Source organism: Orrella sp. JC864 (genome assembly GCF_037026685.1).
Taxonomy (GTDB): domain Bacteria; phylum Pseudomonadota; class Gammaproteobacteria; order Burkholderiales; family Burkholderiaceae_B; genus Orrella.
Map to the genome: position 1 here is coordinate 102,861 of NZ_JBANET010000005.1, position 22,690 is coordinate 125,550.

Sequence of the window (22,690 nt, forward strand, 5' to 3'; positions counted from 1 at the left end):
GCGGCGGGCGCGGCGGCCCGGGCCCCCGAGGGCTGTCAGCGCACCATGCAGGGGCGCTTGGGATCGAAGGTCCAGCCGGGAATCAGGTGTTGCATGGCGGCCGCATCGTCGCGCGCGCCCAATCCATGCTGGCGGTACAGCCGATGGGCGCGCTCGACCGCTTCCATGTCCAGTTCGATGCCCAGGCCCGGACGCTCGGGCAGGGCGATGCAGCCTTGCTCGATGCGCAGCGGCTCGCGCGTCAGGCATTGGCCGTCCTGCCAGATCCAGTGCGTGTCCAATGCCGTTACCCGCCCGGGCGCGGCGGCGCCCGCGTGGGTGAACATGGCCAGCGAGACGTCGAAGTGGTTGTTCGAATGCGAGCCCCAGGTCAAGCCGAAGGCCTGGCACAGCTGCGCGACGCGCACCGAGCCGGCCAGCGTCCAGAAATGCGGATCGGCCAGGGGGATGTCCACCGATTGCAGCGACAGCGCATGGGCCAGCTGGCGCCAGTCGGTGGCCACCATGTTGGTGGCCGTGGGCAGGCCGGTGGCGCGGCGGAACTCGGCCATGACCTCGCGGCCCGAATAGCCGTCCTCGGCGCCGCAAGGATCCTCGGCATAGGCCAGCACGCCATGCAGATCGCGGCACAGGGCGATGGCGTCCTTGAGCAGCCAGCCGCCGTTCGGATCCAGCGTGATGCGCGCCTGCGGAAAGGCTTCGTGCAGGGCGCGTACCGCCTGCACTTCCTCCTGGCCGCGCAGCACCCCGCCCTTGAGTTTGAAGTCCTGAAAGCCATAGCGGTCCTGCGCCGCGCGCGCCAGCGCGACGATGGCCTCGGGCGTCATGGCCGGCTCGCGCCGCAGGCCGAACCACGCGTTGTCGGCCTGCGGTTCGCGCAGATAGGGCAGGCCGGTCTTGCCGGCATCGCCCACATAGAAGAGATAGCCGAGCATCTGCACCGACGTGCGCTGCACGCCGTCTCCCAGCAGCGCGGCCACCGGCACCTGCAGGTGCTGGCCCAGCAGGTCGAGCAATGCCGATTCCACGGCGGTCACGGCATGGATGGCCACGCGCAGGTCGAAGGTCTGGTTGCCCCGCCCGCCGCGGTCGCGTTCGCCAAAGCGCGCGCGCAGCGCATTGAGCACCGCGTGGTACTGGCCGATGGCGCGGCCCTCGACCAGCGGGCGGGCGTCCTCCAGCGTCTGGGCGATGGCCTGGCCGCCCGGTACTTCGCCCACGCCGGTGCGGCCCGCGCTGTCGGTCAGGATCAGCAGGTTGCGCGTGAAGTAGGGGCCGTGCGCGCCGCTCAGGTTCAGCAGCATGGAGTCGTGGCCGGCCACCGGCACCACCTGCAGGCGGCGCACCACGGGCGTATCGGAAACGGAATCGGCAGGGCGGTCTTGCGGCATGGCGTCGTCAGCTAAGGAAAAAGGTTGCGGTGGCGGTTGCGCGGCTACTGGGCCGATATGCCGCCTTCCTGGATGACCTGGCCCCAGCGCGCGTATTCCTGGGCCTGGAATTGCGTGAAGTCCTCGGGCGAATTGGCCACGATCTCCAGGCCCACGTCCGTCATGGGCTTGCTGACGGCCGGGTCCTTGAGCGCGGCGACGATGCCCTCGTGCAGCCGCGCCTTGACCTCGGCGGGCAGGCCCTTGGGCGCGGCAAAGGCCTGCCAGGCGTAGACCACCACGCCATCGATGCCCTGCTCGGCCAGCGTCGGGACGTCGGGCAGCACCGGCGAGCGCTCGCGGCCGGTGACGGCGATGGCCTTGAGCTTGCCCGAACGGATATGGGTGAACACGGTGTTGACGTTCTGGAAGGACATGTCGACCTGGCCGCCCAGCAGGTCGGCGGTGGCGGGCGCCCCGCCCTTGTAGGGCACGTGCAGGCCCTGCGTGCCGGTCTTTTGCCAGAACAGTTCGGCGGTCAGGTGGTCGGACGAGCCGGCCCCCGATGTGGCGAAGCTGACCTGCCCGGGCCGCTCCTTGAGCAGCTTGAGCACGTCCTGCACGCTGTCGAGCTCGCCGGCCAGCTTGGGATTGACCACCAGCACGTTGGGCGTTTGCACCGCCACGGCCAGGTAGTCGAAGTCGCGGGTCGGGTCGTAGGGCAGGTTCTTCATCAGGTGCGGCGCGACCACCAGCGGGCCCAGCGAGGACACCAGCACGGTGTGGCCGTCGGCGGGCGCGCGGGCTACCTGGCCGGCGCCGATGGTGCCGGTGGCCCCGGCCTTGTTCTCCACCACCACGGTCTGCTTGAACTGGTTGCTCAGGTGGTTGCCCACCGAACGGGCGATGGTGTCGGTCGAGCCGCCGGCCGGGAAGGGCACGACCAGCGTGATGGGCTTGTCGGGCCAGGCCAGCGCGGTGCCGGCGGCCAGGGCGGCGACGGCGCCGCCGATCAGGCGAAGCAGGGATTGCAACAGCGTGCGGTTCATGGTGTCTCCTGTCCTCTTCGGGGGGGGGTTACTGCGGGCCGAGCTTGTCGACCAGCGCGCGCAGGGCCTCGGTTTCTTCCTCGGTCAGGTCGGTCAGCGGCGCGCGCACCGGCCCGGCGTCGCGGCCGACCAGGCGTGCGCCGGCCTTGATGATGCTGACCGCGTAGCCGGGCTGGCGGTTGCGGATGTCCAGGTAGGGCAGGAAGAACTCGTCCAGCAGCTTGCCCGTGGTGGCGGTATCGCCGCTGGCCACCGCCTTGTAGAAGGCCATGGCCGTCTTGGGGATGAAGTTGAACACGGCCGAGGAATAGACCGGCACGCCCAGCGCGCGGTAGGCCTCGGCGTAGACCTCGGCGGTGGGCAGCCCGCCCAGGTAGGCGAAGCGCTCGCCCAGCTTGCGGCGGATGCGCACCATCGGCTCGATCTCGCCCACGCCGTCCTTGAAGCCGATCAGGTTGGGATGGGCATCGGCCAGCCTGGCCAGCCACTCGGCCGACAGGCGCGAGTTGGCGCGGTTGTAGAACACCACGCCGATCTTCACCGACTGGCACACCGCCGCCACGTGCCGGGCGATGCCTTCCTGGTTGGCCTCGGTCAGGTAGTGCGGCAGCAGCAGCAGGCCGTGGGCGCCCTGGCGCTCGGCTTCCTGCGCCTGCGCAATGGCGGTGCGGGTGGGGCCGCCCGCGCCGGCCAGGATGGGCACCTTGCCGGCCGCGCCGGCCACGGCGGTGCGGATGACCTGGCTGTATTCCTCGCCGGACAGCGAGAACAGCTCGCCCGTGCCGCCGGCGGCGAACAAGGCGCTGGCGCCATAGGGCGCCAGCCACTCCAGGCGTTCGGCATAGGTCTTGGCGCGGAAGTTGCCTTGTTCGTCGAAGTCGGTCACGGGAAAGGACAGCAGGCCGTCCGAAATGATGTGCTTGAGTTCCTGGGGAGTGATCACGATCGCTGTGCTCGCTAGACGGATGGGTTAATGATGTATGTCATCATACAAGATAGCGGGCGCCCGTGACCAGGGTAAATGCCGCCCCTACGGGAAACCGCTAGGGAACGGCCGGCGCGCAGCGGGCTACTTGCCGGCCGCGGCGTCCTCGTGGGCCTTGCGCAGCCGCTCGCGGCTGTTGGTGAGGTGGGTGCGCATGGCCGCGCGCGCGGCCTCGGGCTCCTTGCGCTCGATCGCCCGGAAGATGTACAGGTGCTCTTCGTGCACGCGCTGGGGGTAGGAGGGATCGTTGCCGATGGCCAGCTTGCGCAGGTCCAAGCGGTTGCGCGGGATGATGGTGGTGCCCAGCTGGCGCAGGATGTCCAGGAAATAATGGTTGCCCGAGGCCTGGCCGATCTGCAGGTGGAATTCGATGTCGGCCTCGACGCTGTCGCCCGGGCCATGCTGCATCTGCTTCTCGAAGGCCGCCAGCGCCGCCCGCATGCCGGCCAGGTGCTGCTCGGTGCGGCGCGAGGCGGCCATGGCCGCGGCCTCGGACTCGACGCAGGTGCGAAACTCCAGCACGGCCATCACGTCCAGCAGCGTGAGCACCAGGTCGGGGTCGATGCTCAGCGAACGGCTGGCCGGGCGCTCGAGCACGAAGGTGCCGATGCCGTGGCGGGTCTGCACCAGCTGCGCGGCCTGCAGGCGCGAGATGGCCTCGCGCACCACGGTACGGCTGACGCCTTCCTGCTGCACGATCATGTTCTCGGACGGCAGCTTGGTGCCGGCCGGGAATGCGCCCGATTCGATCTGGCGCGACAGCGAAGCCACGACTTCGTCCGTCAGGTTGCGGCCGCGTTTGCGCGGCTTGCTTGGTGCGTTCATGTCGGAGGGGATGCTAGCGGAAAGCCGCCCGCGATGCCAGCCTCGCCTAGAATGCGCAAGACCGACGCATCACGACACAAGGCAGATCCATGCAGATTCTAGACAGCGAACAAACCACCCGGCACCTGCCCTTCGAACGGCTGATTCCCGCCCTGCGGGACATGTTCGTGCAAGGCTGCCAGGTGCCGCTGCGCCACACGCACGCCATCGACGGCGGCCCGGGCGCCAGCGGCACCTTGCTCATCATGCCGGCCTGGCAGGCCGGCGGGCGCCTGGGCGTAAAAACGGTATGCATCTTCCCGGGCAACCAGGCCAGGGGGCTGCCGGGCCTGCATTCGACCTACGTGCTGTCCGACGCGGCCAGCGGCAAGCCGCTGGCCATGCTCGACGGCGATGCCATCACCTCGCGGCGCACCGCGGCCGCCTCGGCCCTGGCCGCTTCCTGGCTTGCGCGCGCCGACGCGCGCAAGCTGCTGGTGCTGGGCGCCGGCCGGGTCGGCGCGCTGCTGCCCTACGCCTACCGGGCCGTGCGCGACATCGCCCAGGTCGAGGTCTGGAATCCCAATGCGCAGCGGGCGCAGGCGCTGGTCGAGCGCCTGCGCGCCGACGGATTCGAGGCACAGGTGTCGCAAGACCTGCAGGCCTCGGTGCGCCAGGCCGACATCGTCAGCTGCGCCACGCTGGCCAATGCGCCGCTGGTGCGGGGCGAATGGCTGCAGCCCGGCGCGCACCTGGACCTGATCGGCAGCTTCGCGCCGGCCATGCGCGAGAGCGATGCGCAATGCTTTGCACGCGCCACCGTGTTCGTCGATACGCCCGAGGCGCTGGCCAAGTCGGGCGATATCCTGGAGGCCGTGCGCGAGGGTGCCTTCGATCCGGCCGCGACCGCCGCCACGCTGGAGCAGCTGTGCCGCCGCGAGCATGCCGGCCGCAAGGACCAGGCGCAGATCACCCTGTTCAAGTCGGTGGGCACGGCGCTGGAGGACCTGGCCGCGGCCAGCCTGGCCTACGACGCGGCGCAGGGCGCGCAGGTCCGGCAGGCATAGCGGGCCTGCAGGGCCTTGCAGGCAAGGCGCGCGCCGCCGCGCCCGGGCCGCCTCAGGCGGGCTGCGCCTGGCTGGCCTGGCGCGCTTCGATCACCTTGACCAGCGTGTGCAAGGTCAGGTTGACCGGCACGGGCACGCCGCGGGCCTGGGCCTTGCGCACGATCAGGCCGTTCAGGTGGTCGATCTCGCTGGCCTTGCCGCGCGCCAGGTCCTGGGCGGTCGAGGAGTATTGGGTGGGCATGGTCCGGGCGATGGCCTGCACCGCCTCGTCCAGCCCCTCGGGCAGCGCCACGCCCTCGGCCCCGGCTACCGCCCGGCATTCGGCCAGCAGGGCTTGCATCACCGCTTCGACGCCGGGCACCCGCACCAGGGCGCCGTAAGGAACCTGGCCGATGGCCGACAGCGCGTTATAGGCGCAATTGACGATGAGCTTGGCCCATAGCGCGCCGCGCACATTGTCCGAGACCTGCACGGGCACCTGCGCCTGGCGCAGCAGGGCCGCGGCCTGCTCGGCGCACGGGCCCTGTTCGAGCACCAGTTCGCCGCGGCCGTGGTGCTGCACGTGGCCCGGCCCGGCCATGCCGCAGGCCACGTAGACGACGGTGGCCAGCACGTCATGGCCGATCACCGCGCGCAGGCGGTCGGCATTGTCCACGCCGTTCTGCAGGCTCAGCACCAGCGCCCCGGGCGCCAGGTGCGGGGCGATCTGGCGCCCGGCCGCCTCGGTATCGTAGGACTTGACGCTGAACAGCACCAGGCTGGCGCCTTGCACCGCCTCGGGCTGCGTGCTGGCGGCCACGTCCACGTAGCCGTCGAAGTCGCGCATCTGCATGCGCAGTCCCTGGCGCTCGATGGCCGCCACGTGCTGCGGGCGCGCGATCAGCACCACTTCGTGGCCGGCGCGGCGCAGCATGCCGCCGTAGTAGCAACCCACCGCACCCGCGCCCATGACGGCGATCTTCATGACTGGCTCCTTTGCCTGGTGGCGCGCGCGGCGATGCCGCGGCGCAAAGTTCCTACTATAGCCATCGGATAGCGGGCGGGCGGATTGCCGCGTCGGGCATCGCGTTGCGAGGCTGCCGCGGACGGCGCCGCAGGACCTGGACAATCCTGTCCCAGCCCTGGTTACAGCCGGACCGGCACACGATAGGCTGCGCCTATGTCCGCATTTGCTGACCACGACAGCCCATGGAAGGAAGCGATCGAACGCTACTTCCGCCCGTTCACGGCCTTGCTGTGGCCGGCCCTGCATCAATGGATCGACTGGCGCCAGCCCGTGGGCTTTCTGGATAAGGAATTGCAAAAAGTCGTGCGCGACGCCGACAGCGGCCGGCGCTACGCCGACAAGCTGGTCCAGGTCTGCAGCCACCGGCATGGCCAGCGCCTGGTTCTGATCCATGTCGAAATACAGGACTGCGCCGATCGCGATTTCCTGCGGCGCATGCACCGCTACTACTATCGCGTGCGCGATGCCTATCAGGATGCGTTGGTGGAATCGATGGCGGTGCTCACGCGGCGCGATGCTCGCGCCGACCGCCTGGTTTACCGCGAAGCGGCCCTGTCATGCTCGCTGGAATTCCGCTTTCCGGTGGTAAATTTGGTCCACTGGCTGGGCCGCTGGCAGGAACTGGAAGCGGCCACGGCCAGCAATCCCTTTGCGGTGGTGGTAATGGCGCAGTTGCTGGCTGGGCGCCAGGATCGCCTGGCCGGCAAGATCGGGCTGACGCGTCTGCTGCTGCAGCGCGGCTATGGCCGGCAGGACGTCCTGGAGCTGTACCGCCTGATCGACTGGATGATCGCCTTGCCGCCGGACCAGGAAGTCGCTTTCATCCAAGCCAGCGCCGCGCTGGAGAAGGAGCACGACATGCCTTTCGTATTGACCGCTGAACGCGTAGGCGAGCGCCGAGGGCTCGAACGCGGCCTGGAGCAGGGTCGGCAGCAGGGCCAGGCCGAATTGCTGCGTACGCAGTTGTCGCGGCGCTTCGGCCCCTTGCCGCAGTGGGCCGAGCAGCGCCTCGCCCAGGGCCCTGCCAGCCAGTTGACCGTATGGGGCCAGCGCCTGCTGGACGCTTCCAGCCTGGACGAGGTCTTCGCCGACTAGCCGAGTATCCGGCAGCCCGTCGCCGCCACGCGGCGCCCGTGCTATCTTTGGTTTCCCAAATTCCGGGAAATCAAAACCGATGGACAAAACCCTGCTCAAGGGGCTGATGGTGCTGGAGGCGGTCACCGATCCGGACAACCGTCCCCGCACCATAGAAGAGCTGGCGGCCCGCGTCGGCCTGACCCGCAGCAATACCCATCGCACGCTGCAAACGCTCATCCATGCCGGCTACGTCGTCAAGGACGACGAGGCGGGCGGCTATCGCGGCGCGATCCGGCTGTTCGAGCTGGCCGCGCGCCAGCTCGGGCAGCTGGACGTGCGCAAGGTCGCCACGCCTGCCATGCGGCGGCTGGCCGACGGCACCGGCGAGACCGTGCACCTGTCGGTGCTCGATGGGCTGGACGTGGTCTACGTCGACAAGATCGACAGCCCGCAGCCCATCCGCGCCTATTCCATGGTGGGCGGACGCGCCCCGGCGTATGCCGTGGCCACCGGCAAGGCGCTGCTGGCCTGCCAGGGCGAGGGCTACCTGGACCGCTATGGCGATGCGCTGGCCCGCCATACGCCCAACACCATCGTGTCGCTGGGCCTGCTCAAGGACGAGCTGCGCAAGATCGCCCGCGCCGGCTATGCCGTAAACCGCGGCGAGTGGCGCGACGGCGTGGGCGGGGTGGCCGTGGCCGTGTTCAACAGCCTGGACCAGCCCATCGCCGCCCTGGGCATTTCCGGTCCGCTGGAGCGCTTGAGCGTCAAGCGGATGAAGGAATTGGTGCCGCTGGTTCGCGAGGGTGCCCAGGCGGTGTCGGCCAGCCTGGGCTACCGCGCCGGCCTGTTGCCGGGCTGACCGGCGGTGGCAGCTTGGCTGCGGCAAGGGCCCGGGCGCCTCGGGTGTCCAGACCCTCAGGCCCTCAGGCCGGCGCCTGCAAGGCCGAAGGCGTTTGCCGCGCCGCCGCGTGGGGAGCCAGTTCGGCGGCCAGGCGTTCGGCCTGGCCCAGCGCCAGCCGGGCGTTCACGTCCATGGATGTAGTCCAGAAATACGTGCCCGCCGCCAGGCTGCCCAGCACCGAGACGGCGGCCTGGCGATCGCCGTCGGGCGCCAGCAGGCAGCCGGTGTCGAAGTCCAGCGCGAAGCCGCCCAGTTCATCGGCCGCCGCGTAGCGCTCGTCCAGCAGCTGGCGCACCAGCGCATCGCGCGTGGCGCGCACGTCGGTCGAGAAGCTGGTGGCGTTGACCAGCCAGGGCGCCGCGGCGGCATCGCCGCTGGCGGTCCGGAGCACGAAGCGTCCGCTGGCAGGCTCGTGCCGCACCGCGCGCAAGCCGCCTCGCACCTGCAAGCGCCCCTGGTGCAGCAGCTTTTGCAGGACCAGGGCATTTTGCATCGGGAAGGTGGCGCGGCGCGCCATCCACAGCGAGCGCCAGTCGCGATGGAAACGTTCCTTCTCATGGCGCGGCAGGGCCCGCCAGATGATTTCGATCCGGTCGTTGGTGGCGGCCGCCACGGCCTGCCACAGGCGCGGTCCGGCTTGCGAGCGGGCGATCTCGTCGTCCAGCGCTTCGCGCGCCGGGCCTGCCTTGCCCAGCACGTCGTCGGGTTCCTCGATGCCGCCGGCCTGGCGCAGCGCCTGCCGCAGGCTTTGCAGCAGGCCGTCCAGCGTCGGTTCGCCCTGCGCCTGGGCCGGCGGCCACTGCGGTAGGCAGACCGAGGGGTTGTGCGGGCTGCGTACCGACGGCAGCCGGCCGTTGCGCGAGACGCAATGGATGGAGCCGCGATGGCCGCTGGCGTGCAGGGCCACGATGGCATCGACCGCGCTCAGGCTGGTGCCCAGAATGCACACCGGATCGTCGCGCCCCACTGCTGCGGTCAGCGCCTGCACCGGATACGGGCTGTTGAAGTAGCCCGGCAGGTGCGCCAGTTCGGCAAAGGCCACCGAAGGCAGGTTGCCGTTGCACAGCACCACGCGCCGGGCATGCACCGGCTCGCCGCCAGCCGTGGCGACGGTGGCGCCCTGCGGAGCCGGACGCACCGCCACGGCAGCCTGCCCGATCACGCGCACCGCTACGCCCATTGCCTGGGCGCGTGCCAGCGCCCGCCGATGCACGTCCTGCAAGTAACAGCCGAACACCGGGCGGGGCAGGAAGGCCGAAGCGGAAATTTCCTGCACGCCCATCCGGCGCAGCCACGGGCCGTCCTGCCCGTGCAGCCATTGTACGAAATCGTCGCGCTCACGCGCCAGGGCCGACATGCGCCCGGCCGGGATGTTGAGCAGGTTGCTGCACAGGTCGTGCTGGTAGGCCGTGCCCGGACCGACGACCGGTTGCGGCTCGAACAGCGCGATCGACAGGCCCGGCGCCGGGCGGGCCAGCGCGTGAAGGAACTGGTGCAGGAAGGACACGGCGACCGAGCCGCCACCGACGATGGCCAGATCGACCGTAGCCAGCGGCGCGCCGGCCGGTCCCCGGCGCGCCGGGTGTGACGAGGGGCGCGCGCTCATTTGCCGGTGGACAGGCGCACGACCTGGCCCCACTTTTCGATTTCCGCCTGGATGGCCTTGTCGGTGTCGGCCGGCGACGTGGGTGTGGCCTGGGCGCCCAGCTTGGCCGCGCCTTCCTGGACAGCGGGCAGGCTGCCGGCGTGCCGCATGGCCGCCGACAGTTTCTCGATGGCCTGCGCGGGCGTGCCGGTGGGCGCCAGCAGCGCATAGGTAGTGGCCACCGAATAGTCCTTCACGCCCTGTTCGGCCAGCGTGGGCACGTCCGGCAGCGCCGGGGCGCGCTCGGGCGTGGTCACGCCCAGGATGCGGATCTTGCCGCTGGCCAGTTGCGGCAGCAGCGCCGGCAAGGTCTCGATCACCATGTCGATCTGCCCGCCCAGCAGGTCCGTCACGGCCGGGCCGCTGCCGCGATACGGCACGTGCATGATGTCGGTGCCGGTGGTGATCTTGAACAGCTCGCCGGCCATGTGCTGCGAACTGCCGGTGCCTGCCGAGCCGAAGGTCATCTTGCCGGGCGAGGCCTTGGCCAGCGCGATCAGCTCCTGCACGTTGGTGGCCGGGACCTTCTCGTTGACGGCCACGGCCATCGGCATGGTGGTGGCCACCGACACGCCCTTGAAATCCTTGGCGAAGCTGTAGTTCTGCTTGTCCAGCAGCGCCGCGTTGATGGACAGGCTGCCCAGCGCGCCCATCAGCACCGTATAGCCGTCCGCGGCGGCGCGCGCCACGTGCTCGGCGCCCACCTCGCCGCCGGCGCCGGCCTTGTTCTCGACCACGATGGGCTGCTTGAGGATCTCGCCCATGTGCTGGGCATACAGCCGGGCCGCGGCATCGGTGGCGCCGCCGGGCGGGAAGGGCACGACCATGCGCACGGGCCGGTCGGGCCAGTCGGCGGCGTGGGCAGCGTGGGCGGCGGCGCCCAGGGCCAGGGCGGCGCCCAGCAGCAGGGCTTGGTAGCGAGGGGCAATCATCGTCGGTCTCCGTTTTTTCGTTGCGTGTGGCGGGCGCTGGCCGGGCATGCCGTCGCAGGCGCCTTTCGCTATCTTTGTAGTCCCAAAATATAGGAGTCATATACCAATATTTGGTTTACGTAGGATTTCATACGATGCTATGCTGGTCAAGCACTGTGTCGCGCAGCGCCGGCTTGCGGGAACCCGCAGCCACCATTTGGGAACCGCGCCCGGCAGCGTAGCCCGCCTTGCCGGCGGGGCGACATACCGATTTGGCATTAACTCATTGCTTGCATCCAGGACCACCATGACTCCTAGCTCCGCCTTGTCCGGCGTGACCGTCATCGAAATCTGCAACGTGGCCGCCGGCCCTTTCTGCGGCATGCTGCTGGCAGACATGGGCGCCGAGGTCATCAAGATCGAACACCCCGAAGGCGGCGACACCCTGCGCGCCTGGCCGCCGCTGACCGACGGCTACAGCGAGAACTTCGCGTCGCTCAACCGCAACAAGCGCTCGGTCACGCTCAATCTCAAGGATCCCGACGACGCGGCGCTCGCGCGCGAGCTGGCCGCCGAGGCCGACGTGCTGATCGAAAACAACCGGCCCGGCGTGATGGCGCGCCTGGGCCTGGGCTACGAGGCGCTGGCCCAGCGCAACCCCCGGCTGATCTACTGCTCGATCTCGGCCTACGGCCAGAGCGGCCCGCGCGCGCAGGAAGGCGGCTTTGACCTGACCATCCAGGCCATGAGCGGCATCATGAGCGTGACCGGCGAGGCCGGGGGCGCGCCGGTCAAGTGCGGCGTGCCGCTGGCCGATTTCTCCGCCGGCCTGTATGCGGCCTATTCCATCGCCGCGGCCCTGCGCGTGGCCCAGGCCAGCGGCCAGGGCACGCACATCGACGTGCCCATGCTTGGCGCCACGCTGGGCATCGCCGCCTTGCAGACCTCCGAGTTCTTCGGCAGCGGCAAGGATCCGGTCAAGCTGGGCTCGGCGCACCCGCGCAACGCGCCCTACCAGGCTTTTCGCTGCCGCGACGGCTATTTCGGCATGGCGGCGGGCAACAACGCCCTGTGGAAATCCGTGTGCGAGACGGTCGGCAAGCCCGGGTTGTTCGAGGACGAACGCTTTGCCAGCACCAGCCTGCGGGCGCGCAACCAGGACGCGCTGCGCGAGCTGCTCGAAGCCGAGTTCCTGAAGGAAGACGCCGAAACCTGGCTGGCGCGCTTTCGCGCCTGCGGCGTGCCGTGCGCGCCCATCAACAGTTATTCGCAGGTGCTGCGCGATCCGCAGGTCGAGCACATGGACTGGGTGCAGCCGCTGACCCTGCCCAACGGCGCGGTCACCCGCACCTTCGGTCCGCCGGTGCGTTTCGGCGGCGCGACCTCGGCCATCCGCAGCGCACCCCCGGCGCTGGGCCAGCACAACGAGGAAGTGCTCGGTGCGCTGCGCCGCCGGCTCGGGCAGGTGTCCGCATGAGCGCGCCGGACCGCCCCGAGGGCCAATGCCGCGGTGCGCAGCGCGAAGGCAGCCCAATGGACGCGCAAGCGGCGCTGGTGCACCTGGCGCTGCGGCAGCAGGCTGCCGTGATCACGCTGAACCGGCCGGACAAGATGAACGCGCTGTCGGCCGAACTGGTCGAGCAGCTGATCCAGGCTGTGGACGAGGCGCACCGGGCCGGCTGCGAGCTCATCGTATTTCGCGGCGAGGGGCGCAACTTCAGCGCCGGCTTCGACTTTAGCGGCTACCAGGCGCAAAGCGAAGGCGACCTGCTGCTGCGGTTCGTGCGTATCGAGACGCTGTTGCAAAAGATCGCCGCCTCGCCCGCGCTGACCCTGGCGCTGGCGCACGGCAAGAACTTCGGCGCCGGCGTGGACCTGTTCGGCGCCTGCAGGCTGCGCGTGGCCGCCGGGCAGGCCACCTTCCGCATGCCGGGCCTGAAGTTCGGCCTGGTGCTGGGCACGCGGCGCTTCGCCGCCCAGGTGGGTGCCCAGGTCGCGCACGACGTGCTGATGCATACCCGCAGCTTCGGCGCGCAAGAGGCGGCGGACATGGGTTTCGTGACGCGCATCGCCGAGCCGGCGCAGTGGGACGAATGCATCGCCGCCGCACAGGCCAGCGCGCGCGAGCTGGCGCCGCAGGCGCGCGCCATGCTGCACGGCGTGCTGGCGCCGGCCGATGCCGACGCCGACATGGCCGCGCTGGCGCGCTCGGCCGCCGAGCCGGGCATCAAGCAGCGGATCGCGGCCTATCTGCAGAAATAGCCGAACGCTCAAGGAGGACGACATGAGTTCCGGTTTCAATGGCAAGAACAAGCAACGCGCGCTGCACGAGCTGGCCGCGCTGGTGCCCGACGGGGCCAGCGTGGCGCTGGGGGGCAGCTTCCTGCACCGCGGGCCTTTCGCCTTCGTGCGCGAGCTGATCCGCCAGGGACGGCGCGACCTGGAGATCGTCAAGCAATCGCCCGGCTACGACATCGACATCCTGTGCCGTGCCGGCGCGGTGCGCAAGGCGCGCGCGGGCATCGTGGCGATGGAAGGCAACTTCGGCCTGGCGCCCTGGTACCGCAAGGCGGTCGAGCAGGGCAGCATGCAGCTCGAGGAGCATGCCTGCGCCAGCCTGACCGCCGGCCTGCGCGCGGCCGCCTTCGGCGTGCCCTTCCAGCCCTGCGGCGGCCTGCACGGCAGCGACCTGCCGGCCCTGAACGGCTGGACCTGCCTGCCCGACCCCTACGGCAGCGGCCAGAGCGCCTACCTGGTGCCGGCCATCCGCCCTGATTTTGCCGTGCTGCAGGTCTCCGAGGTGGACCGGCAGGGCAATGCGCGCGTCTATGGCACGGCGCACTGGGACCGCATCATGTCGCGCGCGGCCGGCAGCGTGCTCGTGGTGGCCGAGCGGCTGGTCGATACCGCTGTCTTCGAGGCCCAGCCCGAGGCCACGCTGGTGCCCTACTTCATGGTGCAGGCCTTTACCGTGCTGCCGGGCAGCGCCTGGCCGGGCTCGTGCACGCCTTTCTACGAAATCGACTATCCCGCGGTGGAACGCTATATGGACACGACGCGCACGCTGGCCCAGCACATGGCCGAGGCGCCCGAACTGCAGGAGCCCGCCCATGCCTGAGACCCTGTCCCAAGCGCCCGTGTCCGGCGCCGCCGCCGGCTCGTGGTCGGCGTTCTCGCACATCGTCATCGGCCTGGCGCGCTTCATCCGGCCCGACGAGATCACCTTCAGCGGCGTCAATTCGACCATTCCCATGCTGGCCTGCCTGCTGGCCAAGCAGGCCTACGAGTTCGATTTCGTCTACATCAACGTGGCCGGCGGCGTGGACCCGCGCCCGGGCCATATCCCCATCTCCAGTTCCGACCCGGCGCTGGCCGCCCACACCGCCTCGATCTTCTCGAACGAGGATTTCTACGACCTGTGCACGCGCGGGCGCATGGACCTGACTTTCCTGGGCGCCGCGCAGATCGACGGCGAGGGCTCGGCCAACAATTCATGCATCGGCGACTGGCACCATCCCAAGGTGCGGCTGCCCGGCGGCGGGGGCGGGGCCGTCATGCTGCCCACCGCCCGGCGCGCCTGCACGTGGCGCACCGAGCATTCGCGCCGCACCTTCGTGCCCAAGCTGGACTTTCGCACCGCCTGGGGCGGCTTTCACGGCGTGGCCACGCCCATCGCCATCTTCGTCAAGCGCCAGGGCCGGCTGGCGCTGCAATCCTGGCATCCGCAGTCCAGCCTGGAGGAAGTGCAGGCCCGCACCGGTTTCGAGTTCGACCATGCCGGCGCCGGCCCCACGCCGCTGCCCACCGAGGCCGAGCTGCGCGCCCTGCGCCAGCTCGATCCGGACGGCCGCTTCGAGCGCGACGCCGCCGTGTCCCTGCGCTGAAAAAGGAAGCGCCATGAACGAGAACGCCACCTTGCTCGATCTTTGGCGGACGGCCTGGAGCGATGCCGCGCAGCGCGCGCGGCCGGCCTTGCAGACGCTGGAGCACGACTACAGCTACGCGCAGCTGGACGAGCGCGTGCAGGCCATGGCCGGCGCGCTGCGCCAGGCCGGCGTGGCGCGCGGGGACTACGTCGCGCTGGCCCTCGAACGCGGCCCCGGCCAGGTGCTGGCCTTGCTGGCGGCGATGGCCGCGGGGGCCTGTCCCTGCCCGCTGGAGCCGCGCCTGGCCGACGAGGAGACGCGCCGGCGCGTGGCGGCCGTGGGACTGCGCTGGATGATTCACGACGATGCGCACGCCGCCACGGCGCGGGCCGCGGGGCTGCCGGCCGGGCGCCTGCTGGCGCTTGACGCCCTGCGCGCAGGCCCGCCGTACTGGAGCCAGGCGTGCGGGCCCGGCGATCCCGGGCTGCTGCTGTTCACCTCGGGCAGCACCGGCAAGCCCAAGGGCGTGCTGCTCAGCCACCGGGGGCTGCTGGCCAATACGCTGGGCGTGCGCGTCCATACCGGGCTGCGCCCGGACGACGTGCTGCTGCACGTGATGCCGCTGCACCATACCAACGCGCTGAACAACCAGGTCTTCGCACCGCTGGCCAGCGGCGCGTGCATCGCGCTGGCCCCGCGCTTTCGCGCCGAGGACATGCCTACGCTGATGGAGCGCTTTCGCCCCACGCTGATCACCGGCGTGCCCACCATCTATTCGCGCATGCTGCAGCAGCGCTTCTCGCGCCAGTCGCTGGCGCGGCTGCGCTTTGCGCGCTGCGGTTCGGCGCCCATCACGCCGGCCCTGCATCGCGAGATCGAGGCTTTCCTGGGCTGCGAGCTGGTGGTGTCCTACGGCCTGTCCGAGGCGACCTGCACCTCGACCATGAACCCGCCGGGCGCGCGCCGCATCGGCACCGTGGGCACCGTGCTGGCCGGCCAGCAGGTCGTGCTGCTGGACCGGCAGGGCGCCGCGGTGCCCGCCGGCGCCGAGGGCGAGATATGCATCGGCGGGCCCGCCCTGATGGCGGGCTACCTGGGCCACGAAGGCGAATCGCCCATCCGCGACGGCTGGTTGCGCACCGGCGACCTGGGCCGCTTCGATGCCGACGGCTACCTGAGCATCACGGGCCGCATCAAGGAAGTCATCATCCGCGGCGGCGAGAACATATCGCCGGCCCTGGTCGAGAACCTGCTCAGCGGCGAGCCGGGCGTGGCCGCCTGCTGTGTCGTGGGCCGCGCCCATGCGGACCTGGGCGAAGTGCCGGTGGCCTTCGTGGTGCCGGCCGCCGGGGGGCCGGCGCCTGACGCGCAGGCGCTGCGCGAGGCGGTGCGCGAGAAGCTCGGACGCATCTACGTCCCCGAGGACGTGCTATGGGTCGATAGCCTGCCGGAGAACGCCGTGGGCAAGGTGGACCGCAAGGCGCTGGCCCGGCGGCTGGCGCAGGCCGAACCGGCGGGCGCGGGCGCGCTTTCCTGAGCGCCGGACGCGGCGGCATGCCGGCCCGCCGCCGCGCCGCGCTAAGATCGCGCCATGGCGCTGAACATCAAATACCGGCCGCTCAAGGCTTTCCTGCTGGCGGTGCAGACCAAGTCGTTCACCCATGCCGCGGCGCGGCTGGGCGTGACGCAGCCTTCGTTCACCGCGCTCATCGCCGACCTGGAAGCGGTGCTCGAGGTCAAGTTGTTCGAGCGCACCACGCGCAACATCGCCTTGACGGCGGCGGGCGTGGAGTTTCGCGACCGTATCGAGCGGCCGGTGGCCGACCTGGAAGAAGCGTACCGCAGCATGCTCGATTTGGCGGCGGTGCGGCGCGGCGCCGTGGTGATCGGGGCGCTGCCCTCGACCTCGCTGACGCTGGTGCCGCCCGCGCTGGGCGCCTTGCGGCGCCTGCATCCGCAATTGCAGATCCGCGTGGTCGAGGCGCACAACGACGAGCTGATCGGCATGCTGCGCACCAACCAGATCGAGTTCGCGCTGGCCACCTTGCTAACCGAGGCGCCGGACCTGAAGTTCACGCCGCTGATCGCCGATTCCTTTTTCGCGGTCTATCCGTCGCGCCACGAGGCCGGCAAGCTGCCGTCCCTGCATTGGGCCGACCTCATTCCCCTGGACCTGGTGCTGCTCTCGCAGGGTTCCAGCGCGCGGCACCAGTTCGACCGTGCGGTGGTGGCCGACAAGGTGGCCGCCGGGCTGCGCTACGACGTCACCCACATGACCACCGCCGTGCGCCTGGTGGGCCAGGGGCTGGGCGTGGCGGTGCTGCCGCGGCTGGCGCTGCCGGCGCTGGGGCTGGGCGCGCTGCATAGCCGGCCCATCGAGGACGCCAGCGCCCAGCGCACCATCGGCGTGCTGCACCGGCACGATCGCCTGCTGTCCCCGGCGGCGCAGGCGCTGGTCGGCCGGCTGCAGCAGGCCGCGGCCGAAATCGAGCGCGCGCTGCCGCCGCTGCCGGCCTCGGCCGCCGTCGTCAAATAGACCACGGCTAATAGTCCTCGGTCATTTTCTATTTGTGGCTATGAATCGAGCCCGGCAATATGGCGACCGGGCCGCCCCGCAGCGCGGCGGCCACGGTGGGGCGGCGCGCCGCGCGGCCTCGTCATGACAACGATGCAGGGCCGCCGCGGCCCAGGAGACGCTTCCCATGTTTGCCATGAAAACCTGGCTCGCCGGCATCGCCGCGGGCGCGATGGTGCTGGCCGCCGCGCCGGCGGCGGCGCAATGGCCCGAACGGCCCGTCGAACTGCTGGTGGGCTTTGCCGCCGGCGGCGGCACCGACCTGACGGCGCGCACCCTGGCCACCTTCCTGGAAAAGGAGCTGGGCGGCCCGGTGGTCGTGGTCAACAAGCCCGGCGCCTCGGGCGCGTTGGCCCTGGGCATGGTGGCGCGGGCCAGGCCGGACGGCTATACGCTGGGCATGACCAACATGCCGGGCTTGCTAACCCTGCCCATCGAGCGCGACGCGGGCTTCACCGCCCAGGACTTCACCTACCTGGCCACGCTGGTGCGAGACCCCAGCGCCTTCAGCGTGCGCACCGAGTCGCCCCATCAGTCGCTGGCACAGCTCATCGAGGCCGCCAGGGCCAAGCCCGGCCAGGTTAGCTACGGCTCCACGGGCGTGGGCACCGACGATCACCTGGCGATGGTGCTGTTCGAGGCCGCCACCGGCACCGACCTGAACCATGTGCCCTTCAACGGCGCCGGGCCCTTGCGCAACGCCGTGCTCGGCGGCCACGCGGATGTGGGCGGCATGAACCTGGGCGAAGCCATGCCCTATAGCGGCAGCGCGCTGCGCATCCTGGCGCAGGCCAGCGAAAAGCGCTCGCCGCTGGCGCCGGACGTGCCGACCTTCAAGGAGCAGGGAGTGGACCTGGTGTTCGCTTCCGAGCGCGGCGTGGTTGCCCCCAAGGGCATTCCCGCCGAGGTCGAACAGAAGTTGGCCAGGGCGTTGGAAGCCATTGCCAACGATCCCGGATTCCAGCAGCAGATGCTCAAGCAGTTCACCGAGATGGACTACCTGCCCGGCGACAAGTGGCAGGCGCGCCTGCAAGAGGCCGACCAGCAGTTCCGCGCCATGTGGGCGCGGCAAAAGTGGCTGGATTGATACATAAAGCTTGCAGCCAGCACCAACCAGTGAGCCAGCGTGGCCGCAAAAACCTGGCCTAACGCGCGTCGCACTTCAATTACTTAAGAAGCTCAGCGACCGAGGGCGCCGCGGAGCCGGCTTTGCCGGTCCGCCAGCGCCGCCCCCCCGGGGGGGAAGCGCGTCAGCGCTTCGGGGGGGAACCCCTACACAGCAGGCTTGCCCCAGTCGGCCCACACCTTGGCGATGGCCGCGTAGTCGTCGCGGCCGTAGCCGGCCGCGGCGGCGATTTCGTAGATGGTGTGCGAGCCCTGGATGGCGAACAGCGGCACGCCCAGGTTCTGGGCCAGTTCCAGCGCCAGGACCGAATCCTTGCGCGCCGCGTCCAGCGGCATGCCGCCTTCGTAGTTGCCTTGCATGATGCGCTCGGCATAGCGATGCGTCAGCGGCCGGTGCAGGCCCATCTGCTTGTCGGCCAGCAGCTCGACCAGCTTCTCGCGGCTGACGCCGGCCGCGGTGGCCAGCGAGCCGGCCTCGGCCACCACCACCATCACCGCATGCGCCACGGCGTTGTTGATCACCTTGGCTGCCGCGCCCGCGCCGGTGTCGCCGAAATAGATCTGCTTTTCGGCGATGGCGTCCAGCACCGGGCGGCTGTCGTCGATGGCCGGTTGCGGCCCGCCCAGCAGCAGCGTGGCGGTGCCCGCCTTCATCTGGCTGACGCCGGCGGCCACCGAGGCGTCCACGATGCGCAGGCCGAACCGGTCCAGCAGTCTCTTGCAGGCATGCATGTCCTTGGGATTGACCGTGCTGGTCTCCAGCACCACGGCATGCCTGGGCAGGACCGGGGCGATCTGTTCCAGGATGGCCAGCGAGATGGCCGGGCTGGGCAACGAAAGCACCACCACGTCCACGTCGCCCACGTCCTGCGGCCCCTCGATGGGCTCGGCCTTGAAGCTGTCGCAGGCGCGCCGGACCTGCGCGCGGTCCAGGTCCGAGACCTTGGTGGCAAAGCGCGCGGCCACGCGCTCGGCCACCAGGTAGCCCATGTTGCCCAGGCCATAGACGGCCACTTTCGAAATGTTCATTGATGAGACTCCAACGGATAAAGCAGGACGGGCGCGCGTGGCGCGCCGATACAGGAATGGTTCAGGGGCCGGGGCCGGCGGCTCAGGCCGCGGGCGCTTCGTGCAGCATGACGATCTCGCCGTCCGAGCCCGGCAGCGCCGGGTACAGGCTGCGCACCAGCGGGTCGTGGCCCGGCACGATGCGGGTCTCGTCGCCTTCGGCCAGGCTGCGCGCGCGTGCCCAGCCCTGGGTCATGTCGCCCAGGTTGAACACGATGGGAAAGGGTTCGCGGCGCGCCATGTTGGCGTAGTAGTGGGATGCGTCGCTGGCCAGCACCACCGGCCCGCGCGCCGTGCTCACGCGCACCATCTGCAGCCCGTCGGTATGGCCGCCGACCCGGTGCACGGTCACGCCCGGGGCGATGTGCGCGTCGCCGTCATGAAAGACCACGCGCTCGGCATACACCGCGCGCACCATCTGCACCACGTCCTCGACCTCGAAGGCGCCGCGCATGCAGGCCACGCACATGTGGCGGCCGGTGGCGAACTGCATCTCGCGCTCCTGCAGGTGAAAACGTGCGTTGGGAAACAGCCCCAGGTTGCCGGCATGGTCGTAGTGCAGGTGCGTCAGGATCACGTCGCGGATGCGGCCGGGCTCGCTGCCCATGCCGCGCAGCGCCTGGTCCACCGGCCGAGTGATGTGGCGGGTGCGCCGGTCCTTGGGGTGGGCGCGCTTGTCCAGCACCGCCTGGCCAAAACCCGTATCGACCAGGATCTCGCGCTCGCCGCTGCGCAGCAGCCAGACGAAGTAGTCCAGCGGCATGGGCGTGTCGTGCGGATCGGGCGCGTGCACGAAGTTGTCCTGCGCCAGACGGTCCTGCCAGCCATAGCGCAGCGCGTAGACTTCCCAGGCCGGTTCTTGCATGCTTTGTCTCCAGGTGATTGTCGTTGTCGGCGGCGGGCGCGCAGGCCCGCGCCCGCCAGGCGCCGGCGCTATTTGGCCACCGGCAGGGGGTTGGCGTGCAGGCCAAAGTACATGCTCTTGACCTGGGCGTACAGCTTCATGCCGTCGATGCCCTTTTCCCGGCCGATGCCGCTTTGCTTGAAGCCGCCAAAAGGCGTGCTGGTCACCGATTGCTTGTAGGTGTTGACCCAGACCGAGCCGGCCTCCAGCGCCCGGCCGATGCGCCAGGCCCGCTTGAAGCTTTCCGTCCAGATGCCGCAGGCCAGGCCGAAGGCCGTGCCGTTGGCCTGCGCGATCAGGTCGGCCTCGTCCTGGAAAGGCAGGCAGACCAGCACCGGCCCGAAGGCTTCTTCCTGGCAGCTGGCCGCGTCCGGGCCCAGCCCATCGATGACCGTCGGCAGGTAGAAGGCGCCATGGTCGTAGTGCCCGCCGCTGGGAGCCTGGCCGCCGCACAGGACGCGGCCGCCCTCGGCGCGGGCACGTTCGACGAAGCGGGCCACGCGCTCGCGGTGATGGAAGGACGCCAGCGGTCCGACCTCCACGCCCGGCGCATCGGGCAGGTCCACCTTCAGCGACCTGGCGCGCTCGACCACGGCCTGCACCACCTCGTCGTAGATGCAGGCCTGCACGAACAGGCGCGAGCCGGCCACGCAGGATTGCCCCGAAGAGCCGAAGATGCCCGCCACCACCGCGGCCACGGCGTGCTCGCGGTCCGCATCGGCAAATACCACGTGCGGCGACTTGCCGCCCAGTTCCAGCGCCACGGGCACCAGCCGCTCGCCGGCCACCTTGCCGATCATCGAGCCCGCGACGGTGCCGCCGGTGAACGAGATCATGCGCACGCCCGGGTGCGCCACCAGCGCCGCGCCGATGTCGGGCCCGCGCCCCTGCACCACCTGCAGCAGGTTCTCGGGCAGGCCGGCCTCGCGCGCGATGCGGGCCAGTTCCGGCGCGAGCAAGGGCGAATCCTCCGAGGGCTTGAGTAGCACCGCATTGCCCGCGGCCAGCGCCGGCGCCACCTTGGTGGCGTCGTTCATGATGGGCGAATTCCAGGGCGTGATGGCCGCCACCACGCCGTAGGGTTCGAGCACGGTGAAGGACACGTAGTCCCCGCGCGGGGGCGTCACGTCGGTCTGCAGCGTCTCGCATACGCCGGCGTAGTAGCGGAAGGTGCCGATGGCAGACTCCACCATGCCCCGGCACTCGGCGATCGGCTTGCCGTTATCGCGCATCTGCAGCTGGGCCAGCCGTTCCTTTTCGGCCTGCAGGCCGTCGGCGATGGCGTTGAGCACCAGCGCGCGGCGATGCGGCAGCAGCGATTTCCAGCCCGATTCGCCAAAGGCCTTCCAGGCGCGCTCGACGGCCGCGTCCAATTCGGGCAGGGTGGTGGCCCGCACGCGTGCGACCTCCTGGCCGTTGGCCGGGTCGATGCTGATGATCTCTGGTGTGGATGAGGCGTTCATGCTTGTCCTTGGGGCCTTGCGGGTTGTTTGCGGCAAAAAAGTCTAGGCACTGGACCGCCCGAAAACAACAAGCGCGTTGTCGTTATTCCTAGTAATAAAATTATCAATAGACGCGTCGCTGCCGGCGGCGCAAACCGCCTGCCGCCTCATGACCCAAAGCAGTTTTTCATCGCTTCTTTTCGCCGACACGCAGCTGCCTGAGCAGGTGGCCGCCGTCATGGCCGCGATCGAGACCGACATCATCCGCAGCCGCATCCTGCCGCGCACCCGCCTGATCGAAGACCACCTCATGGAAGACTACGCGGCCAAGCGCCACGTGGTGCGCGCCGCGCTGGCCGAGTTGCAGCGCCTGGGCGTGGTGGTCAAGCCGCCGCACCTGGGCGCGCAGCTGCGCCGCTTCGACCGGCAAGGCCTGGAAGACCTCTATCACATGCGCCGGGTGCTGCACCACGCCGCCATCGAGATGATCGAGTTCCCGGTGCCGCCCGAACGCCTGGCCGCGGTCGAGGCAGCCTGCCAGGCGCATGCGCAGGCGGCGGCATCGGGCGAGCTCATCGCCATCCACCGCACCAACATGGCTTTTCACCGCGAGCTGTACGGGCTTTGCGACAACCCCTACCTGGCCGAATCCATCCGCCTGCACGACTGGCTGAGCTTTCCGGTGCGCGCCTACGGGGTGGCCGATGCGCAGGCCCTGGAGCAGGCCTGCGACGAACACCAGGCCATGGTCCAGGCCGTGCGCGCGGGCAACCGCGCCGCGCTCGATGCGTTGTCCGTGGCCCACATGGGGCGCGCCCGCAGCCTTTACGAAGAGAAATTCCTAAGCCGCTGAGGCCGGCCTTGCGCTGCCCGGGTTGGCGATGGGCCGCCT

21 protein-coding genes are annotated in these 22,690 nt (G+C 70.1%); 11 read left to right on the top strand and 10 right to left on the bottom strand.

The features are described 5' to 3' along the window. Positions 1–35 precede the first annotated feature (35 nt). The 4 genes from gudD to V8Z80_RS06760 form a co-directional block, all read right to left on the bottom strand. The gene (gudD, locus tag V8Z80_RS06745; RefSeq protein WP_336061449.1) at positions 36–1,391 is read right to left on the bottom strand and encodes a glucarate dehydratase; all 1,356 of its coding nucleotides are present in this window, start codon (positions 1,389–1,391) and stop codon (positions 36–38) included. A 44-nt stretch (positions 1,392–1,435) separates the two neighbouring features. Next, positions 1,436–2,419, bottom strand: a complete 984-nt coding sequence (locus V8Z80_RS06750; protein WP_155192679.1) for a tripartite tricarboxylate transporter substrate binding protein — start codon at positions 2,417–2,419, stop codon at positions 1,436–1,438. Positions 2,420–2,447: 28 nt separating this feature from the next. Beyond that, positions 2,448–3,362, bottom strand: coding sequence for a 5-dehydro-4-deoxyglucarate dehydratase (gene kdgD / locus V8Z80_RS06755; protein ID WP_336061450.1), 915 nt, complete (start codon positions 3,360–3,362; stop codon positions 2,448–2,450). A gap of 126 nt (positions 3,363–3,488) precedes the next feature. After that, positions 3,489–4,229 carry a FadR/GntR family transcriptional regulator gene (locus V8Z80_RS06760; protein WP_155192681.1) on the bottom strand — a complete coding sequence of 247 codons (741 nt, stop codon included), beginning with the start codon at positions 4,227–4,229 and terminating at the stop codon, positions 3,489–3,491. An 89-nt stretch (positions 4,230–4,318) separates the two neighbouring features. Between V8Z80_RS06760 and V8Z80_RS06765 the strand changes: the two genes are divergently transcribed. Then, a complete protein-coding gene (locus V8Z80_RS06765; protein WP_336061451.1) occupies positions 4,319–5,275 on the top strand; it encodes an ornithine cyclodeaminase family protein in 957 nt (318 codons plus the stop codon). 52 nt (positions 5,276–5,327) lie between these two features. Here the strand turns inward: V8Z80_RS06765 and V8Z80_RS06770 are convergent, their stop codons facing one another. After that, a complete protein-coding gene (locus tag V8Z80_RS06770; protein ID WP_155192685.1) occupies positions 5,328–6,239 on the bottom strand; it encodes a ketopantoate reductase family protein in 912 nt (303 codons plus the stop codon). 195 nt (positions 6,240–6,434) lie between these two features. On the opposite strand from V8Z80_RS06770, the gene V8Z80_RS06775 reads away from it, so the two are divergent. Both V8Z80_RS06775 and V8Z80_RS06780 read left to right on the top strand, forming a co-directional pair. Then, entirely contained in the window at positions 6,435–7,376 is a 942-nt protein-coding gene (locus V8Z80_RS06775; RefSeq protein WP_155192686.1) for a DUF4351 domain-containing protein, read from the top strand. A gap of 79 nt (positions 7,377–7,455) precedes the next feature. Then, entirely contained in the window at positions 7,456–8,220 is a 765-nt protein-coding gene (locus V8Z80_RS06780; protein WP_336061452.1) for an IclR family transcriptional regulator, read from the top strand. Positions 8,221–8,284: 64 nt separating this feature from the next. On the opposite strand, the gene V8Z80_RS06785 is transcribed toward V8Z80_RS06780, so the two are convergent. Next, the gene (locus tag V8Z80_RS06785) at positions 8,285–9,868 is read right to left on the bottom strand and encodes an FAD/NAD(P)-binding protein (RefSeq protein ID WP_336061453.1); all 1,584 of its coding nucleotides are present in this window, start codon (positions 9,866–9,868) and stop codon (positions 8,285–8,287) included. After that, entirely contained in the window at positions 9,865–10,839 is a 975-nt protein-coding gene (locus V8Z80_RS06790) for a Bug family tripartite tricarboxylate transporter substrate binding protein (protein WP_336061454.1), read from the bottom strand. The genes V8Z80_RS06785 and V8Z80_RS06790 overlap by 4 nt, the downstream gene beginning before the upstream one ends. Positions 10,840–11,125: 286 nt before the next feature. Between V8Z80_RS06790 and V8Z80_RS06795 the strand changes: the two genes are divergently transcribed. From V8Z80_RS06795 to V8Z80_RS06825, 7 genes are all read left to right on the top strand, one after another. Beyond that, on the top strand, positions 11,126–12,295 hold the full coding sequence (locus tag V8Z80_RS06795; protein WP_336061455.1) for a CaiB/BaiF CoA transferase family protein: 1,170 nt from the start codon (positions 11,126–11,128) through the stop codon (positions 12,293–12,295). A 56-nt stretch (positions 12,296–12,351) separates the two neighbouring features. Then, positions 12,352–13,080: an enoyl-CoA hydratase/isomerase family protein gene (locus V8Z80_RS06800; RefSeq protein WP_336061588.1), complete on the top strand. Its 729-nt coding sequence runs from the start codon at positions 12,352–12,354 to the stop codon at positions 13,078–13,080. 22 nt (positions 13,081–13,102) lie between these two features. Next, positions 13,103–13,936, top strand: coding sequence for a CoA transferase subunit A (locus V8Z80_RS06805; RefSeq protein ID WP_155192696.1), 834 nt, complete (start codon positions 13,103–13,105; stop codon positions 13,934–13,936). Then, complete coding sequence (locus tag V8Z80_RS06810; RefSeq protein ID WP_155192697.1) at positions 13,929–14,702, top strand: CoA-transferase subunit beta; 774 nt, start codon at positions 13,929–13,931, stop codon at positions 14,700–14,702. Before V8Z80_RS06805 ends, V8Z80_RS06810 begins: the two co-directional genes overlap by 8 nt. Before the next feature lie 13 nt (positions 14,703–14,715). Then, positions 14,716–16,221: a class I adenylate-forming enzyme family protein gene (locus V8Z80_RS06815; protein ID WP_336061456.1), complete on the top strand. Its 1,506-nt coding sequence runs from the start codon at positions 14,716–14,718 to the stop codon at positions 16,219–16,221. 54 nt (positions 16,222–16,275) lie between these two features. After that, the gene (locus V8Z80_RS06820) at positions 16,276–17,220 is read left to right on the top strand and encodes a LysR family transcriptional regulator (RefSeq protein WP_336061457.1); all 945 of its coding nucleotides are present in this window, start codon (positions 16,276–16,278) and stop codon (positions 17,218–17,220) included. 166 nt (positions 17,221–17,386) lie between these two features. Continuing rightward, the gene (locus V8Z80_RS06825; RefSeq protein ID WP_336061458.1) at positions 17,387–18,346 is read left to right on the top strand and encodes a tripartite tricarboxylate transporter substrate binding protein; all 960 of its coding nucleotides are present in this window, start codon (positions 17,387–17,389) and stop codon (positions 18,344–18,346) included. A gap of 185 nt (positions 18,347–18,531) precedes the next feature. Here the strand turns inward: V8Z80_RS06825 and V8Z80_RS06830 are convergent, their stop codons facing one another. From V8Z80_RS06830 to V8Z80_RS06840, 3 genes are all read right to left on the bottom strand, one after another. Continuing rightward, positions 18,532–19,413: an NAD(P)-dependent oxidoreductase gene (locus V8Z80_RS06830; protein WP_336061459.1), complete on the bottom strand. Its 882-nt coding sequence runs from the start codon at positions 19,411–19,413 to the stop codon at positions 18,532–18,534. An 82-nt stretch (positions 19,414–19,495) separates the two neighbouring features. Beyond that, positions 19,496–20,317, bottom strand: a complete 822-nt coding sequence (locus tag V8Z80_RS06835) for an N-acyl homoserine lactonase family protein (protein ID WP_155192704.1) — start codon at positions 20,315–20,317, stop codon at positions 19,496–19,498. Between the two features lie 68 nt (positions 20,318–20,385). Further along, positions 20,386–21,819: an aldehyde dehydrogenase gene (locus V8Z80_RS06840; RefSeq protein ID WP_155192706.1), complete on the bottom strand. Its 1,434-nt coding sequence runs from the start codon at positions 21,817–21,819 to the stop codon at positions 20,386–20,388. A 148-nt stretch (positions 21,820–21,967) separates the two neighbouring features. Here V8Z80_RS06840 and V8Z80_RS06845 point away from each other — a divergent pair, with 148 nt between their 5' ends. Beyond that, complete coding sequence (locus V8Z80_RS06845; RefSeq protein WP_155192707.1) at positions 21,968–22,651, top strand: GntR family transcriptional regulator; 684 nt, start codon at positions 21,968–21,970, stop codon at positions 22,649–22,651. The last annotated feature ends 39 nt before the right edge of the window (positions 22,652–22,690 follow it).